Source organism: Aquirufa sp. ROCK2-A2, from assembly GCF_054558485.1.
The window spans coordinates 298,888-318,292 of record NZ_JBPXKA010000002.1 but is presented as its reverse complement, the minus strand read 5'-3'; the positions used below and the strand labels follow the sequence as shown (position 1 = coordinate 318,292).

The following is a 19,405-nucleotide window of genomic DNA, read 5'->3' as shown; positions in this document are numbered from 1 at the left end:
CGAAAATCTGATTTTCGTGCAATTTTTTTTCGCCTAAAGTCTATTTAATCTTTGTAGACCTATTTTTTTATCTGAATTTTAATGTTTTTTTTTGCAACGGTTTTGAAAACAGATGTACTTCTTTTTTGAAGACAGTCGAGTCTAAAACTTGAAACAAAAACTGAATTACTCTCAAAAACAAAACCATTAGTATTTATTCATTCATTTAAACCCTTAATTTTTCACTTATGATTCATTCTTACGAAAGAGTGGATCGCCTTGTGCGATCAGGTGCAAGTAAGCTGAGCTTTTCTAAAGTTTTCAGCCTTGCTATTGCGCTTTTAATTTCCTTGGGTGCTTTTGCTCAAGATGTGGTTACAGGAAAGGTTACTGACGCAGCTGATGGGTCAGGCATTCCTGGTGTTTCAATTGCGGTTAAAGGTACTACCAAAGGTACTCAAACTGACGTTAATGGAACTTACAAAGTAAACGCTTCGAAAGGTGCTACTTTGGTATTTAGTTTTGTTGGATACGTAAAAAAAGAAGTAGTAGTAGGTGCTTCTACTTTAAATGTAACTTTATCTGCTGATAACAAGGCTTTGGAAGAAGTAGTAGTTGTTGGTTACGGTACAGTTAAGAAAAAAGATTTAACTGGAGCTGTTACAACGATTGGTACAAAAGATTTCCAAAAAGGTATCGTTACTTCTCCTGAGCAATTATTACAAGGTCGTGTAGCTGGTGTTCAGATTACACAATCAAGTGGTGAGCCAGGTGGAGGAATCAACGTACGTATTCGTGGTACATCTTCTGTATACGGTGGTAACCAACCTTTATTCGTAATTGACGGAGTACCTCTTTCATCAGATGCAACTGCAGGTGGTGTATCAGGAACTTCTTTAGGTTCTCAACCTCCAAAGAACCCTTTAAACTTTTTGAATCCAAATGATATCCAAAGCATTGACATCTTAAAAGATGCTTCTGCAACAGCTATCTACGGTTCTCGTGGTGCTAACGGTGTTGTTATCGTTACTACTAAAAAAGGAACAGGAAAAGGTTCTTTAAACTATGATGTTTCTTTCGGTGTTTCAAACATTACAAAGAAATATGATTTATTAAGTACTGAAGAGTATAAAAAAGTAGCTTTGCCAGCACAAAATTTAGGTTCTAGCACCAACTGGCAAAACGAGTTATTCAGAACAGCTATTACTAAGCAACATAATTTATCTTATGGTGGTGGTGATGCTTCTGGTAACTACCGTGTATCTTATGGTATCTTAGATCAAGAAGGTATCATCAACCGTTCATCTGTTAAAAGAAATAACTTATCATTCTCTGGTGGTAAAAAATTCTTTGGAGATCGTTTGAATTTGAACTCTAACTTAACTGTTTCTAGTTCAGAAGATTCTGGCTTACCAAATGGTCAAGATTCAGGTTTTGAAGGTGATTTATTAGGTGGTGTTTTGAAATCAAACCCTACTATGCCAGTTAAAAATGCTGATGGAACTTACTATCAGTATTCTACTGCTGAATTAAACCCAATGGCTTTATTGAATTTATCAAAAGATAACACAAACACTTTGCGTGCTTTGGGTAACTTCAATGCTGAATTGCAATTGGCTAAAGGTTTGAAATTCAAAACTGTTGTTGGTTTTGATCAGTCTATGTCAACTCGTAAGGCTGCTTTCTCTAAGGACTTAGTTGTTTCAGGTATCAAAGATTTAGGGCGTGCTTCTATCTCTGATATCATCACAAACAATCAGTTATGGGAAAACTACTTTACTTATGATAAAGATTTCTCAGGTATTTCTTTGAATGCTATGGCTGGTTATTCATATCAATCATTTGCTTACGAAGGAAAAAATATTCAAGCAACTAACTTTAGAACAAACGATTTAGATATCATGTTGAACAACATGGCTTCTACTCAATTTGGTTCAGGTAAAGTAGGTGCTTTCGTTTCAAATACATTTGGAACTAAAGATGAATTACAATCTTATTTCGGACGTGCTAACGTTTCAGTGAATGACAAATATTTATTGACTGCTACTCTACGTGTCGATGGTTCTTCTAAATTTGGTGGTTCAAACAAGTATGGTTATTTCCCATCTTTCGCTGCTAAATGGAAGTTATTGAAAGAAGATTTCATGCCAAAAGATATCTTTGATGATTTAGCTTTACGTGTTGGTTATGGTGTTACGGGTAACCAAAACATTCCTCACAACTTATATGATCAACGTGATCGTTATTCTGATTGGGGAACAAACAATGATGCTCAAGAAATTTCAGGTGGTGGTTTAAACCCAGTTACTTTCTCAAATCCTAATTTGAAATGGGAAACTACTGCATCTACTAACATCGGTATTGATTTTGCTATCTTGAAAAACCGTTTAAGCGGTTCAGTTGAGTTCTACCAAAAGAATACAAAAGATTTGTTATTCCAAGTTATCTCTGCTCAACCTGCTCCAACTCCATTTGCTTGGAAAAACTTGGATACGGATATCGAGAACAGAGGGGTTGAGGTTAACTTAACTGGTGTAATCGTTGATAACGCTAACTTCACTTGGGAAGCATTATTAAACGTAGCTCAAAACTCTAACATGGTAAACAACTTAGGCGGGGTTTATGATACAGGTGCTATTTCTGGACAAGGTTTAACGGGTGCATTTGCTCAACGTATCGCTGCAGGCCAACCTTTATTCTCTTTCTTCTTACGTGAGTTTGGTGGATTTGATGCAACTGGTAACTCTATTTACCCATCAGGTGACTTCCAAAGTTTCGTTGGAATGTCTGCATTGCCAACTTTAACAGGAGGTTTGACTAACAACTTCAAATACAAAAACTTTGATTTAAGTTTATTCTTCAACGGAGTATTTGGAAACTATATTTACTCAAATACTGCTAATGCTTATTTCACTAAAGGTGCTTTGAACAACGGTCGTAACGTAACTCGTAATGTAGTTGGATTGAACGAAGGTGCATACAATGCTCCAGAAGTTTCAACTCGTTTCATTGAGAAAGGTGATTTCGTTCGTCTTCAAAACTTAACTTTAGGATACAAAGTTCCTACTAAAGGTAAAGTATTGTCAGGTCTTCGCTTATATGTGTCAGGTCAAAACGTATTGACTTTCACAAACTACTCAGGTCAAGATCCTGAGGTTAGCACAAACAAGTCTATCAACGGTATCTCTTCTGCAGGTATTGATTATCAGGCTTACCCTCGTGCAACTACTTGGACAGTTGGTGCTAATTTTTCATTCTAATTTATTAATCAAAAAAAAATGAAAAGATATATTTTATTAAGTGTTTTCGCGGGACTTTCTTTAGCTTCAGTTACTTCATGTACTGATTTAGAAGTAAAAGAAATTGATTCGATAAAGCGTGTTTCAACTGGATCAGGTTATACTCCAGGTAATGCTACTCAATTATTAGAGTCGGCTTATAAATCATTGTCTACTTTTAACGGACAAGATAACATCTATGCATTAGGTGAGCATACAACTGCTGAAATGATTCCTCCTACACGTGGTGTGGATTGGGGTGATAATGGAGTTTGGAGAACGTTGGATCAACATACTTGGGATGCAACGCACTCTTGGAACCAAAATGCTTGGAATGGTTTACACTCAAGCGTATTTAAGTGTAATGAAATTTTAGCTGCAAGTCCATCTCCTTTACAAGCTGCTGAAGCGAAATTCATTCGTGCATTATTTATGTACTATGCAATGGATTTCTGGGGACAAGTTCCTTTCAGATTAGTAACTGAAGGTGTGAATGATAATCCAAAAGTTTATACTCGTTCTGAGGCTTTTGATTTTATCGTTAAAGATTTGACAGAAGCGTTACCTGCTTTACCATCTTTTGGTCCTGCTGGCGCAACTGGAAAAGCATCGAAAGCGGCTGCTAATTTCTTATTAGCTAAATTGTATTTGAATAAAGCGGTTTACAAAGGTGCTCCTGCTTTAACTTATACTTTTGATAATGCTGATATGGCGAAAGTTGTTTCTTATGTAGATGCAATTTCTGCTGATGGATTTACGTTTGATTCAGATTATTTCAACATCTTCTCTAAAAATTCTCAATCTGAGATTATTATGAAAGTGGATGAAGGAGATGCTTCAACTCGTTATTACATGACTCTTCACTATGGTCAAGATCCTTCTGGTTGGAATGGTTTTGCTACTTTAGGAGATTTCTATAATACATTTGATGCTTCTGATGCTCGTCGTGGAAAAGCTCCAAAATTAGATGGATCTAAGTATGCAGGTATCGGTTGGGGTTTCTTAAAAGGACCACAATTCAATGCTAATGGTACTCCATTAATTGATGAGCGTTCTAAAAAACAATTGGATTTCTCTGCTGATGTTAAATTGGCAGGTGCTTTGACTCACGAAGGTATCCGTGTTATCAAATGGCATCCAACTGACGCTGGAAAAATGATCTTATTCCGTTATTCTGAAGCTGCTTTGATGAAAGCTGAAGCTTTAGTTCGTTCTGGAAAAGCTGCTGATGCATTAACTTTGGTTAATTCTATGCGTGCTGCTCACGGTGCAAACGCTTTAGGTTCTGTTACAGTAGACGGAGTTTACAAAGAGTGGGGTAATGAAATGTATTGGGAAGGTATGAAACGTACGGTTGAGATCCGTCATGGTAAATTTACTTCTGGAACTGGTGTTTTAGATAGCAAAAAATCTGACGTGAATACTTTATTGTACCCTATTCCTGCTTCTGCAGTTGTTTCAAATCCAAACTTGAAACAAAATCCTGGATACTAAGAATTATTCATTTAATGAATGTAGGAAATGCTCGATTAATCGAGCATTTCCTTTTTTTACCAAGTGTATTAATTGTAATTTTGTGTCATGTTTAATACCATATCAAAAGCCTTTATTCGTATTTTTTCTTTCGGTTTTCTTACCATCTCTATATTCGCATGTAATTCCGAGCAAATAGATATGTCCAAAGTTGATGCGGAACTTTCATCTTTGAAAGATCATGAAGCTAAAATTTTGGTTAAAATCGATGGAGAAAAATTTTATTCCGATTCTTCTACTTTCTCTGGGAGTGTCCAATTAAGGTCTTCTTCCATTCGTGCCAATCTGTATGACGCAAAAAGAAGTAATGTGATTTTTTCAGTCATGGCAAATGATTGGTTTAAAAAATCCAAAAAAGTTTTTCAAGTGAAAAATGGAGAAACAACCAGCGTCAATGTATTGGTTGGTAAAATTACCCATGCTGCCCAAAACAAAGGTTTAGGGTATTTATTCGTGAATGGAGAATGTGAAATCGTTTCCTTCACCCAAGATCAATTAGTGGCAAAATTTGAAGGACTTACTTCCGAGTATATGTCTATTTCAGATCCATCTAAATGGCAAAAAATTCAAGGCCTAATCATTATAAAAAAACCAGATTATCAGTTGATGGAACTTTCCGAAACTGATTATTTTTCAGCTAAATAATTTTAATTAAATGAAATTACGACAAGCATTTTTTGGTCTATTCATACTATTGACTTCTATATTATCTTGCAAAGGACCCAAGGGAGATACTTTGTTTGAATTGATGGACGGTGGTGATACAGGTATTGATTTCCAAAATCAAGTAAAAAACAGAGAAGATTTTAACATTTTCAATTACCGTAATTTTTACAATGGCGGAGGAGTAGGAGTAGGAGATTTAGATAATGATGGACTCGCAGATGTATTTTTTACATCCAATATGGGATCCAACAAATTGTATAAGAACAAAGGAAATTGGAAGTTTGAAGATATGACCGCCATTGCCGGTGTTTCTGGCAAAGGTAAATGGGGAACAGGGATTGTCATGGTGGATATTAATCTAGATGGATTATTGGATATTTATGTATGCAATGCTGGTTATCAAAAAGGTGTTCCGCAAGGAAATGACTTGTATATCAATAAAGGCAATTTCCAGTTTGTGGAATCTGCCAAAGAATATGGTTTAGACGATCAGGGCTACACCACCCATGCTGCCTTCTTGGATTATGATTTGGATGGTGATTTGGATTGCTATATTTTGAACAATAGCTTTATCCCCGTAAATACCTTGAATTATTCAAATAAAAGAGATTTGCGCGCGGAAGATTGGCCTGTGAAAGATTTCTTGAAAGGCGGTGGCGATAAATTATTGCGAAATGATCAAGGTAAATTTGTAGATGTTACCAAAACCAGTGGGATTTATTCCTCTCTTATCGGTTTTGGATTAGGCGTTTTAGTGGGTGATGTGAACAATGATACCTATCCGGATATTTATGTTTCAAATGACTTCTTTGAAAAAGATTATTTATACATCAATCAAAAAAATGGAACGTTCAAAGAAGAAATAGAACAACGAATGGACCATTTAAGTATTGCTTCCATGGGAGCAGATATGTCTGATATCAACAATGATGGTAAACAAGAAATATTTACCACAGAAATGTTGCCAAGAGGAGAGGAGAGATTAAAAACCACCACTTCCTTTGAGAATCACTATGTGGCTAAATTGAAAAATGATTTAGGATTTTATCACCAACTTCAACAAAATTGTCTGCAATACAACAATGGCGATGGTAGCTTCAGTGAAATTGCCAATTATGCGGGTGTAGGATCGTCCGATTGGTCCTGGGGAGCCTTGATGTTTGATGCTGACAATGATGGTTTTAATGATATTTATGTATCCAATGGTATCTACCACGATGTGATTAATCAGGATTTTATCGACTTTTTTGCCAATGATTTGGCGCAAAAAATGGTGATGTCAAAAAACAAAACCAAAATGGATGACATCATTAATAAAATGCCTTCAACTCCTATTCCGAATAATTTCTTTCACAATAATAAGAATTTGAAATTCACAGAATCTTCCATGGATTTTGGTTTTGATACGCCTTCTTTTTCCAACGGAGCCGCTTATGCGGATTTAGACAACGATGGTGATTTAGATTTACTTGTCAATAACGTAAACCAACCTTGTTTTGTCTATCAAAATCATACCGAAAAGAAGAAAAATGAAAATAACTATATTCAAATTTCTTTGAAAGGAGATAAAGCAAATCCTTTTGCCATTGGCGCAATGATCAAGGTTTATGCGAATCAACAACAATACACGAGATACATTGCACCTTCTCGCGGTTTTCAATCGAGCACCGAGTATAAACAGTCCATTGGCTTAGGAGCTACATCAAAAATCGATTCACTTCAAATTATATGGCCGAATGGTTTAACAAGTTCTCTTCCAGCACCCAAAGTCAATAGTTTGCTGAAATTGGATATTTCCACAGCAAAAAAGCAGGTAATTCCTCGGGCAGATTTGAATTCACCCCTTTATTTTCAAACAGCTGCCAATCCTTTTGAAAAGCATGTTGAAAACCCATACGAAGATTTCTACAACGAAAGGAATATTCCTTACATGATTTCAGCCGAAGGACCCAAGGCTTCTATAGGAGATGTGAACAAGGATGGACAAATGGACGTTTTTATTGGCGGTGCCAAAAACCAGCCAAGCCAGTTATATATGTCTACAGGTTCTTCTTTCGTACTCAAACCACAACAAGTATTCAAGAATTTAGCCTATTTCGAAAATACAACATCAACCTTTTTTGATGCCGATAAGGATGGCGATTTAGATCTTTATTATGGAGTCGGCGGAAATGAATCAGATGCCAATTCAAGGGATTTTATAGACCAATTACTATTGAATGATGGGAAAGGTAATTTCACTTTAGCAGCTGGTTATTTACCCTTCAAGAATACCAACTCCACCTTTGCCAAACCTCTTGATTTGGATGGGGATGGTCATTTAGATTTGATTGTAGGAAGTAGAAGTGTGCCGAAGCAATTTGGTATGCCTGCGGATTCCTATGTGTGGATCAATAATGGACAAGGTAAATTTACCGATCAAACGGCCCAATTAGCTCCTGATTTTAAAGGATTGGGTATGGTGAAAGATTTCGTGATGATCGATTTGAACAACGACAAAAAAGAAGAGATTGTTATTGTTGGTGAATTTATGGCTCCTACCACTTTTTATATCGAAAATGGAAAATTGCTTAAAAAAGAAAATGCACTGAGTAAACTGAACGGTTTGTGGTCTGCTATTTCAACAGCCGATTTTAATCAAGATGGGAAGCCAGATCTTGTAATAGGCAATATTGGACAAAATTCTTCTTGTTTCAGTTCTAGCATTTTGCCAATCAAAACATGGGTATTTGACTTTGATAATAATGGGACAACCGATAAAATATTGAGTAAAACAATCGGAGAAAAAGATGTTCCATTCTTCTTGAAAAGAGAAATGGCTGAACAATTTCCTGCGCTTAAAAAAGAAAATTTATCGCATGGCGATTATGCCAAACGTGTATTGTCGGATCTGTTTCCAGAAAGCTTGCTTTCTACTGCCAAATCAAGTCAAGTGTCTTTTAATGAATCCATTATCGCTCTTTCCCAGGGAAATGGAAAATTTGAGCTGATCAATTTGCCGGCTGAAGCGCAGTTCTCTAGTTTGCAATCCATACTTTGTCAAGATTTCAATAAAGATGGTAAAATAGATATTTTGGCAGCCGGTAATTCAATGCATTTTATACCCATGTTCGGTCGTTTAGATGCCAATAAAAGTGCCCTTTTCTTAAATAAAGGCAAAGGCCAATTTAACTTTGTACCCAATGCTAAAAGTGGGATGTATCTAAAAGGAGAGGTTAAACAATTGTTGAGTCTAAAAATGAAAAATAAGAATGCGATTTTGGCCTTGATTAACAACTCGAAACCTTCTTTTTATTCTGTTTTATAAAGGAAATTGTCAATGAAAAATCGTTTTTTTCTAGGATTTTTATGTTCAATCATTCTTTTTTCTTGTTCCCAAAACGAGCAAGAAAAACCCCTTTTTAGGTTATTGAATTCTGAAAAAACAGGATTAAATTTTTCCAATGATTTATCACCCACCAATCAAAAAAATATTTTCACCTACATGTATTTTTACAATGGAGGGGGAATGGGTGCAGCGGATTTGAACAATGATGGATTAATCGATTTATGTTACACGGCTAATTTAGGACAAAACAAGATTTTCCTGAATCAAGGCAAACTTCAATTCAAAGATGTAAGCGCAGAAACCGGATTTAATCAGGGTAAAGCTTGGTCAAATGGCGTTTCGATTGTAGATATCAATCAGGATGGTTTATTGGATATTTATGTTTCTCAAGCAGCTGGTTTTGACTTTTTGCATGGACATAATTTATTGTACATCTGTCAAAAAATAAGTTCTACCGGTGTTCCTATTTACGCTGAAAAATCGGAAGAGTATGGCTTAAATGTTATGGCATTAGGTACCCAAGCGGCATTTTTTGACCAAGATTTGGATGGCGATTTGGACTGTTTTTTATTGAATCATTCTGTTCATCAAAATGGAACATTTGGTTTTCGTTCCAATTTTCAGGGAAAGTTCCATCCTTTAGCGGGTGATCGTTTTTTGGAAAATGTGAATGGGAAATTTGTTGATAAAACAGAAAAATCGGCCATTATTAGCGATGTACTGGGGTATGGATTGGGTGTGGCAGTGTCTGATATTAATTTAGATGGTTACCCAGATATGTACATCGGCAATGATTTTCATGAAAATGATTATTTGTACATCAACAATCAAAAGGGTGGTTTTACGGAGAATTTGGAGAAATCCATGATGCATACTTCCCAGTTTTCCATGGGAATTGATATTGCCGACATTAACCAAGATGCCTATCCAGAAATTATTTCTTTGGATATGTTGCCAAGTGATCGCCAAATTTTGAAACGTTCAGAAGGAGAAGATTCATACAATATTTTTCAATACAAAATTCGTCAAGGCTACAATCATCAATTTGCCAGAAACAATTTGCAATTAAACAGAGGCGCCAATTGTCAATTTTCTGAAATCGGATTGTTGTCTGGGATTTACGCCACCGATTGGTCCTGGTCCCCGCTGTTTTTCGATTTCCAAAATGATGGTCTTCGCGATTTATTCATCAGTAATGGTATTCCCAAGCGAATGAATGATATCGATTATATTCAATTTGTTTCCAATGAAGAAGTTCAACGAAAAATTGAAGCGAAAAAAATAGATGAGAATGATGTTAGTTTATCCGACTTATTGCCCGAAATCAAATTGCCCAATCGGTTTTTTACCAATTCCGGCGATTTGAAATTCAATGATTCGGGTAATCAAATTGAAGGAAATGAAAATTCGTTTTCCAATGGTGCGATTTATGCTGACTTGGATAATGATGGTGACTTGGATGTTGTGACCAATAATATCAATCAAAATTCCTTTGTTTATGAGAATCTGACGGACTACCAAAAAGGTAAAACGGATTATCTAAAAGTACAGTTAAAAGGGGCAGCTGGAAACTTGAATGCCATAGGCGCGAAAATTTGGATTTACACCAAAAGTGGACTAAATGTTCAGCAAAAATTTCCGGTTCGTGGATTTCAATCTAGCATGGAAATTCCCATGCATATTGGATTGGGAAATGCCGCAAAAATTGATTCCATTCTATTGGTTTGGCCGGATAATACCTATCAAAAAATTGATCATCGAAAAGATTTAAGGAATCTGACAATTGCTTATCGTCCATCGCTTCCTCATTTTGATTATCCTCGTCATTTAAAACAATTGACCCAAAATTTTCCTTTCTTGGATGAAACGAAGTCGCATGGTTTGAATTTTGTTCATCAAGAAAATAATTACAATGAATTTGATCGAGAGGCCTTAATTCCACATTTGGCATCTGCAGAAGGTCCTGCCTTGGCAGTTGGGGATTTAAATGGAGATGGTTTGGAGGATATTTTCGTAGGAGCAGCGAGGGATGAAATCTCCAAAATATTTTTACAAAATTCATCGGCAAAATTTGCAGAGAAAAAGGAGGAAAGTTTAATCCTGGATAAAGCGCATGAGGACGTGGATGCTCTGATAGCTGATTTTAACGGGGATAAGAAAAATGATTTGTTTGTGTTGTCTGGTGGAAATGAATTTAGTGGTAACTCAGCCATGTTGGCACCACGTTTGTACCTTAATTCCTCGTCCAAATGGGTGAAAAATAACAATGCCTTTCAAGGAATTTTTGTAAATGGTTCTCGAGCCTTGGCTTTTGATTTCAATAAAGATGGTTTTATGGATATTGTCATCGGTGGTAGGGCAATTCCTTTTGAATATGGAAATCCGCCAAGATCGTATTTCTTGAAAAACGATGGAAAAGGGAATTTTATAGATGTGACTTTTCAAACCGCTCCTGAGTTTAAAAATATCGGGATGATCCGAAATTTGGAATTAGTAGATATCGATCAGGATCATGATTTGGATATCATCGCTTCCGTGGAATGGGAAAAGTTGATGTACTTCGAAAATAAGTCTGGGAAATTTAAGAAAAAGGAAATTAGCAAAGAAAATGGTTGGTGGACTTCAAGCAAAACCATTGATGTGGATTTAGATGGTGATTTAGATATAATTGCTGGAAATTTGGGCCAAAATTCTCGGCTAAAACCTACACTTGATTTTCCAGTTCGAATGTACATTGGTGATTTTGATTCTAACCAAAAAGTAGATCAAGTATTATCGTATTATTTGGAAGGCGAGGAAATTCCATTTGCTAATAAAATGGAAATGGAAAAACAATTTCCAATCATCAAAAAGCAATTTATTTATGCCAAAGATTTTGCAAAAGCACGGATCAAAGATTTTATGGATGGAAAGTTCAAGTCAGGGAAAGTGTTGGAAGCAAGTGATTTTTCAAGTAAAATCTTTATCAATGATGGGCATGGACAATTTTCTGAAAAAGTACTTCCTTCGCTCGCACAAGTAAGTCCAATTTTTGCCATTCAGCAAGTGGATATTAATCATGATAAGTTGCCGGATTTTGTTTTAGGTGGTAATTTTTACCCTTGTAATATCCAAATGGGTCGATATGATGCCGATTATGGAACGATTTTAATTAATCGTGGCAAAGGCAATTTTGAAACAAGCACACAAAATAATTTAACCATTAGTGGACAGATTAGGCATATCTTGCCCATTCAAATCAAAGGTAAAATTTCTTATATTTTTGCGAGAAACAATGAAAGTCTTCTTTTGTTGAGCCAACAAAATTAGCTGCAGAAAAATAGTCAAAAAGGTATGCTTGCATAACACTTTTTTTTTATGCAAATTTGTCGAGATAAATTTTTTAACTATGGCAAAAGAATACGACCGCAGAAATCTTGACTTTATTTTAAAAGAAGTTTTTGATTACGGACAACTTTGTAAACATCCTTATTATGCTGATTACGCTCCTGATATGTTTGATATGGTGCTTGATTCAGCGGAATCCATCGCAGAAAAACATCTTCGTCCACATTTTGTAGAGGCTGATCGTAAGCAGGCTGAATTGGTCAATGGAACAGTACAGGTTCATTCTTCTGTAGAAGCCTATGTGAAAGAAATGGGTGAATCAGGAATGATTGGTGCGACTTTTAGTTATGAAGAAGGCGGCCAACAATTACCATCCATTGTAGGAGGTGCGCATGAATTTATTCGTGGTGCTGCCAATAATTCGATTGTGATGTTTACAGGGTTAAGTAATGGGGCGGCTCATTTGATTGCTAGTTTTGGATCGAAAGAATTGCAACAACAATTTGTGCCAAATATGATGTCGGGTAAGTGGACCGGAACCATGTGTCTAACAGAGCCACAGGCGGGAAGTTCCTTGAACGATGTTGCTACACAAGCCAAAGATCTGGGAAATGGCACTTTTTCCATCAAAGGCCAAAAAATATTTATCTCAGGTGGTGATAATCATTTTTCAGAAAATATCATTCACTTGGTTTTAGCAAGATTAGAGGGTGCACCGAAAGGAACCAAAGGTATATCGCTTTTCGTCGTTCCAAAAAATATTCAAAAAGAGGGTCAATGGGTGAACAATCAAGTTCTTTCCATGGGATTGTATCATAAAATGGGACAAAAAGCTACTCCAGCTTTGCATTTGTCCTTCGGAGATAAAGGGGATTCCATCGGTTATTTGGTAGGAGAACCGAATAAAGGATTGTCCTACATGTTCCAAATGATGAACGAAGCACGTTTAGGAGTAGGTATGGGCGGTGCCTATATTGCTTCAGCGGCGTATCATTTTTCAAAACAATACGCCAATGAAAGATCTCAAGGTCGTTCTTTGAAAAATAAAGATCCTGAAACTCCCCCCACTTTAATTAAAAATCACCCAGATGTTCAACGTTTGTTGTATTCCCAAAAGGCTATTTTTGAAGGTGCTATGGGACTTTTATTTCAATGCTTTTTGTGGGACGATTTAGCTAAGTGTTTGGATGGAGAGGAAAAAGAAAATTATCATCTTTTGTTAAATCTGATGACTCCTGTGGCGAAAACCTATCCAGCTGAAATGGGCCAAGTAGCGGTTAATCAGGGACTTCAAGTTTTAGGAGGTTATGGTTATACCGAAGATTTTCCATTGGAGCAAATGGCCAGAGATTGTCGGATTATGTCTATTTATGAAGGTACCACCGGTATTCATGGTTTAACATTGCTAGGTCGTGAAATTCCTAGTCACCAAGGAAAGGCTTTGAAGGTTTTATCTAAAATGATGTTGGATGATGTGGCAAAGGCTTCATCGGATGAAAAATTAGCGCCATATGCTTCTTTACTCCAAAAGGAAATTGAAAATTTGGGCAAAATTACCATGCATAAATTAGGAATAGCGGCTCAAGGAAAAACGGTTGAATTTTTAGCCGATTCAAGTTTATACATGGAATTATTTGGTTTGGTCATCGTTGCATGGCAGTGGTTGAAACAAGGCGCTGTTGCATCAAATAAATTAAATGCAGGTGGATTGTCTGCCAGTGATTTATCTTTTTATGCTGATAAAATTCATACCATGAAATTCTTTTATCATTATGAACTACCTAAATCCTTGGGATTGAGTCAAAGATTGCTAGATTCCGAGAATTTGACCATATTTGAAGATTAATTCATCAAAAAATAACATGAAAAAACTATTCTGCTTAAATTTCCTTTTATTCCTAGGTTTCACTAGTTGGGCGCAAACTAAATCCAATTACAATGCCTACGAATTGTTCCATCCTTTGTGGAATTATCAGTCCAACTCTCCATATCGTTCTGGTTCTGGAATTCCAGGCCCAGCTTATTGGCAAAATTCTGCTGATTATAAAATCAATGTTTCTTTGGATGAGAAAGCAAATAAAGTTAGCGGAGATGTAGAAATTACCTATAAAAACAATTCACCTGATAAATTATCTTTTTTGTGGCTACAATTGGATCAAAACCAATTTAATACGCAATCTAGAGGTAGTAAAACTACTCCTCCCGCAGGCGGTCGGTTTGGTAACATTGGCTTCGATGGGGGATATCAAATTGAGAGTGTTAGTTTAGATGGGAAACCGGCTAATTTCATCGTGGAAGATACCCGCTTACAAATTCGTTTGGCTTCTGCTTTGGCCGAGAAATTGGGTGTAGCAAAAATTAAAATCAGCTATTCATATACTCCGCCTAAAAATGGTTCGGACCGAACAGGATTACAGGAAACAAAAAATGGTACCATTTTCCAAATGGCACAGTGGTTCCCACGGATGTGTGTATATGATGACATAGAAGGTTGGAATGTTTTACCTTATTTAGGTGCTGGCGAGTTTTATTTGGAGTATGGGAATTTTGAGTATTCGATAAATGCTCCAGCAAGTCATATCGTAGTCGGTTCTGGTGAATTGTTGAATCCAAGTGAAGTATATACTTCTGAACAAGTCAAACGTTGGAACGCGGCTGCTCAATCGGATCAAACGGTGGTAATTAGAAGTGCGGAAGAAGTAACTAATCCATCTTCACGTCCTGCTAAGGAACGTTTAACGTGGAAATTTAAATGTCAAAATGCCAGGGATGTTGCTTTTGCTAGTTCAACCGCCTTCATCTTAGATGCTGCTCGTATCAATTTGCCAAGTGGAAAAAAAGCGATGGCTGTTTCAGCATATCCAGTGGAATCCAACGGTACAAATGCTTGGGCAAGATCTACAGAATACGTAAAGGCATCTATCGAGTATTATTCCAATTGGTTATACGAATATACTTATCCGGTAGCTACTAATGTGGCAGGAATTGTGTCGGGTATGGAATATCCAGGAATTATTTTCTGTGGATTTGAGGACAAAACTGCTAGTTTGTGGGGAGTAACGGATCATGAATTTGGGCACAATTGGTTTCCGATGATTGTTGGAAATAACGAACGAAAATTTGCTTGGATGGATGAAGGTTTCAATACATTTATTAACTTTTATTCAACAGATGCCTTCAATAAAGGAGAATATAAAAATCGCAAATTTGATATGCATCAAATTGCCAAATCGATTTTTAGAGAAACAGCTGATCCTATTATGTCAATTCCTGATGTCATTCAAGCTAGAAATTTGGGTTGGGAAGCATATAATAAACCAGGAATGGGATTAAAGATTTTGCGTGAGCAAATTATTGGAGCTGATCGTTTTGATTATGCCTTCAAAAATTATATTCAAAAGTGGGCATTTAAGCATCCAACTCCAATGGATTTCTTTAAAGCTATGGAAGATGGTGCGGGTGAAGATTTAGGATGGTTTTGGAAAGCATGGTTTTACGAATTATGGAAATTGGATCAATCGGTAAAGGATGTAGAGTATATAGAACAGGATCCTACGAAAGGAGCTATCATTACCATTGAAAATTTAGAGAAAATGGCGATGCCTGCCATTGTTGAAATTGAATTAGCTGGTGGAACCAAACAACGTGTTGAATTGCCTGTAGAAATTTGGCAACGCGGTGCAACTTGGGAAATGCGAGTAAATACAAATTTGCCTATTAAATCGGTTGTGATAGATCCTGATCATGTTTTCCCAGATATCAATTCGAAAAACAATACCTGGAAACCGATGTCCTTTAAAGCACCAAGAGGGAATTAATTTATAATTATGAGTTATGAAGTATGAGTTATGAAATGTTGGTTAAAACAATTCAAAATTCATACTTCATAATTTACATTACTGTGCTAATCTGTTTCTTGGAAATGTACAATTGCCTTGAAGGCCATATCAGTGTTTAAACAAACTAATTTTTCTCCTTAACTTATTAGTTATTCATTGTTTTTTTTAAAATTATATACCAAATAATCAATTTTGTAATTAAATCATTAAAAATTTGCACTATCCTTATTAGTTAAGTATAGGTTTTATCAAATTATTTTTTATTATAGCCATTGAACGTCGACGAACGCGGTTGTTTGTGCGACGAAATCTAAATAAAATTTAATTATGAAAACAAAATTGTACCAATGCAAATTGTACTTGCTGGCCTTTTTGCTATCCGTTTCATGGATATCATATGGCCAAAACCAGGTTGTTTCTGGTAAGGTTACAGACGAAAAAGGCGAGGCCTTGATTGGAGTAACTGTCATGGTGAAAGAAACCACGAAAGGAACCAACACCAACATTGATGGGAAGTATAGTATTCCTGTTTCTGGAAGTGCCACCAAATTAGTTTACTCATTTGTGGGTTATCAGAAAAAGGAAGTTACTGTAGGAAACCAAAGTGTTGTTAATATTTCGCTTGTTCCGGATGCCCAAAACTTAAACGAGGTTATCGTTGTTGGTTATGGTGTTCAGAAAAAAGCGACCGTTTCCGGTTCAGTTGTTTCTGTGAAAGGTGCTGACTTACAAAAGTCGCCTACTGTTAACTTAAGTAACTCGATTGCTGGTCGTATGGCAGGGGTTGTAGCGGTTAACCGTTCGGGTGAACCAGGGTACGATGGATCTTCCATTCGTATTCGTGGAGCAAATACCTTGAACAATAACGACGCTTTGATTGTAATTGATGGTATTCCTAACAGAGCCGGTGGTTTGGATCGTATCAATCCACAAGACATTGAAACTATTTCAGTTTTGAAGGATGCATCTGCTGCTATTTATGGAGCTCGTGCTGCGAATGGTGTAATTTTGATTACGACGAAAAAAGGAAAATCAGGAAAACCTGAATTATCTTATTCATTCAATCAAGGTTATTCTCAACCAACTGTTGTTCCTCAATTGGCTAATGCTGCCCAATATACTGGAATGTTGAATGACTTGGATATTTATCAACTACCATCGAATCAATGGGCAGAAGCAACTGCTGCATACAAATCTACAGGTGTTTATAATGGCCGTAAAGCTCCATATTCACCTAACGATATTAAGTTATACCAAGATGGAACTGATCCATGGTTACACCCTAACACGGATTGGTATGGTGCAACTTTAAAAAACTGGTCTCCGCAAACAAAGCACAATGTGCAAATGAGTGGAGGTAGCGAGAATATCAAGTATTTAGCTTCTTTGGGTTATCAAAATCAAGATGCATACTATAAAAATTCAGCAACGGGTTATGAGCAATATGATTTGCGTTTAAATTTAGATGCTAAAATCAATGAGAATGTAAATTTGAGTATTGGTGTTTTAGGACGTGAAGAATTCCGTCGTTACCCAACTAAGCCAGCTAGTGCTATCTTCCGTATGCAAATGCGTGGTAAACCGAATCAGCCAGCATTTTGGCCAGATGGTCGCCCAGGTCCGGATATTGAGAATGGTGAAAACCCAGTGGTTATCACAACTAATCAAACTGGATATGACAATGATAAGCAAAGTTATTTCCAAACGAATGGACAATTGGATATCAAAATCCCATACATTCCAGGTTTGAAATTCACGGCTACGGCTGCGATCGATAAGCGTTTTAGAGCAACTAAGAGATGGGAGACACCTTGGACTTTATATGAAAGAGGAGTTGGTTTTGAAGCGAATGGTACTACACCAATTCTTAGTCCATCCAAGCGTGGACCTGCTGAGCCTCGTTTAACCTTAGGAGATGAAAATCAATTGAACGTATTACTAGGAGGAGTTGTGACATATGAGAAGAAATTCAACAATCATAATTTATTGGTTTTAGCAGGTTCTAACCGTGAAACTATTTCTGGAGATAACTTCAATGCATTCCGTAGATACTTTATTTCACCAGCCTTGGATCAAATGTTTGCAGGGGGTGATTTAGAGAAAAATAACGGTGGTGGAGCATATGAAAGAGCTCGTTTGAATTATTTCGGTCGTGTGGCATACAACTTCAAAGAAAAATATTTGGCGGAGTTCTTATGGCGCTATGATGGATCCGATATTTTCCCTACTGCAACTCGTTATGGATTTTTCCCAGGCGGTATGTTGGGATGGGTTATGTCGGAAGAAAGTTTCATCAAAGATCAACTTCCAGCCATCAATTATTTGAAATTGAGAGGTTCTTGGGGACAAATGGGTAATGACCAAATTGCTACTTATCAATATTTGTCAACCTATGGATTTAGATCTTATATCATTGGAAACGTAGAAACAAAAACCTTGTTTGAAACCAAAATTCCAAACAATGATATTAAATGGGAGGTTGCTACAAACTCAGATATCGGTTTAGAAGGAACTTTGTTCAACAATAAATTATCGTTTGAATTAGATTATTTCTATAACAAGCGTACAGATATCTTATGGAACAAAAATGCTTCTGTACCACAATCGACAGGTTTAACTTTACCAGCACAAAATATTGGTATTGTTGAAAATAGTGGTTTTGATATGTCTATTAACTACAGAAGTGAAATTGGTGAATTGAAGTACAACTTTGGTATCAATGGAGGTTATGCGAAGAATAAAATCTTATTCTGGGATGAGGCACCAGGTGCTCCAGAATGGCAACGTACAACAGGAAAACCAATGTACACTTACCAGGCATATATCTATGATGGAGTATTCAAAGACCAAGCTGAAATTGATGCTAATACAATCAATTATAAATCGATCGTAAATACTTTACGTCCAGGTGATATGAAGTACAAAGATTACAATGGTGATGGTAAAATTACACCAGATGATCAAGTTCGTAATGATTTTACTCAACTTCCTTTATTCCAAGGTGGTATCACAATGGGAGCGCAATACAAGAATTTTGATTTATCTGTATTGTTCCAAGGTGCTGCTGGTGCTCAACAATATGTTAGTGCAGGAGAATCTGGAAACATCGGTAACTATTTATTAGACATTTACCAAAATCGTTGGACAGTAGAAAATCCAAGCAGCGTACATCCTCGTATTGCTAACAGAAGTGATCAGTATTTTTCTTCTAATAATACCTATTGGTTGAGAAGCTCTGATTATCTTAGATTGAAAAACTTGGAAGTTGGGTACAATGTACCTTCTACGGTTTTATCTAAAATTGGTTTGAAAAATTGTCGTTTATATGTAAACGGCTTGAACTTAATTACTTGGGATGCTTTGAAAGTATATGATCCAGAGTCAACTAACTCAACAGGTCAATACTATCCTCAATCAAGGATTGTCAATGTAGGATTAACAGCAACATTTTAAAC

Annotated in this window: 8 protein-coding genes; all 8 read left to right on the top strand. The window is 36.4% G+C overall.

Features of this window, described 5'->3' with window-relative positions; genetic code table 11:
* The first annotated feature begins 227 nt into the window (after nt 1-227).
* The 8 genes from V7S76_RS04500 (at nt 228) to V7S76_RS04465 (ending at nt 19,403) form a co-directional block, all read left to right on the top strand.
* On the top strand, nt 228-3,239 hold the full coding sequence (locus V7S76_RS04500) for a SusC/RagA family TonB-linked outer membrane protein (protein WP_459508857.1): 3,012 nt from the start codon (nt 228-230) through the stop codon (nt 3,237-3,239).
* 18 nt (nt 3,240-3,257) lie between these two features.
* The gene (locus V7S76_RS04495; protein ID WP_459508855.1) at nt 3,258-4,751 is read left to right on the top strand and encodes a RagB/SusD family nutrient uptake outer membrane protein; all 1,494 of its coding nucleotides are present in this window, start codon (nt 3,258-3,260) and stop codon (nt 4,749-4,751) included.
* Nucleotides 4,752-4,838: 87 nt separating this feature from the next.
* A complete protein-coding gene (locus V7S76_RS04490; RefSeq protein ID WP_459508854.1) occupies nt 4,839-5,435 on the top strand; it encodes a hypothetical protein in 597 nt (198 codons plus the stop codon).
* 10 nt (nt 5,436-5,445) lie between these two features.
* The gene (locus V7S76_RS04485) at nt 5,446-8,763 is read left to right on the top strand and encodes a VCBS repeat-containing protein (RefSeq protein ID WP_459508853.1); all 3,318 of its coding nucleotides are present in this window, start codon (nt 5,446-5,448) and stop codon (nt 8,761-8,763) included.
* 12 nt (nt 8,764-8,775) lie between these two features.
* The gene (locus V7S76_RS04480; protein WP_459508852.1) at nt 8,776-12,093 is read left to right on the top strand and encodes a VCBS repeat-containing protein; all 3,318 of its coding nucleotides are present in this window, start codon (nt 8,776-8,778) and stop codon (nt 12,091-12,093) included.
* A gap of 79 nt (nt 12,094-12,172) precedes the next feature.
* Entirely contained in the window at nt 12,173-13,957 is a 1,785-nt protein-coding gene (locus V7S76_RS04475; protein WP_459508851.1) for an acyl-CoA dehydrogenase, read from the top strand.
* Between the two features lie 16 nt (nt 13,958-13,973).
* Nucleotides 13,974-15,929: a M1 family metallopeptidase gene (locus V7S76_RS04470; protein WP_459508850.1), complete on the top strand. Its 1,956-nt coding sequence runs from the start codon at nt 13,974-13,976 to the stop codon at nt 15,927-15,929.
* A 348-nt stretch (nt 15,930-16,277) separates the two neighbouring features.
* Nucleotides 16,278-19,403 carry a SusC/RagA family TonB-linked outer membrane protein gene (locus V7S76_RS04465; protein WP_459508849.1) on the top strand — a complete coding sequence of 1,042 codons (3,126 nt, stop codon included), beginning with the start codon at nt 16,278-16,280 and terminating at the stop codon, nt 19,401-19,403.
* Nucleotides 19,404-19,405: the final 2 nt, after the last annotated feature.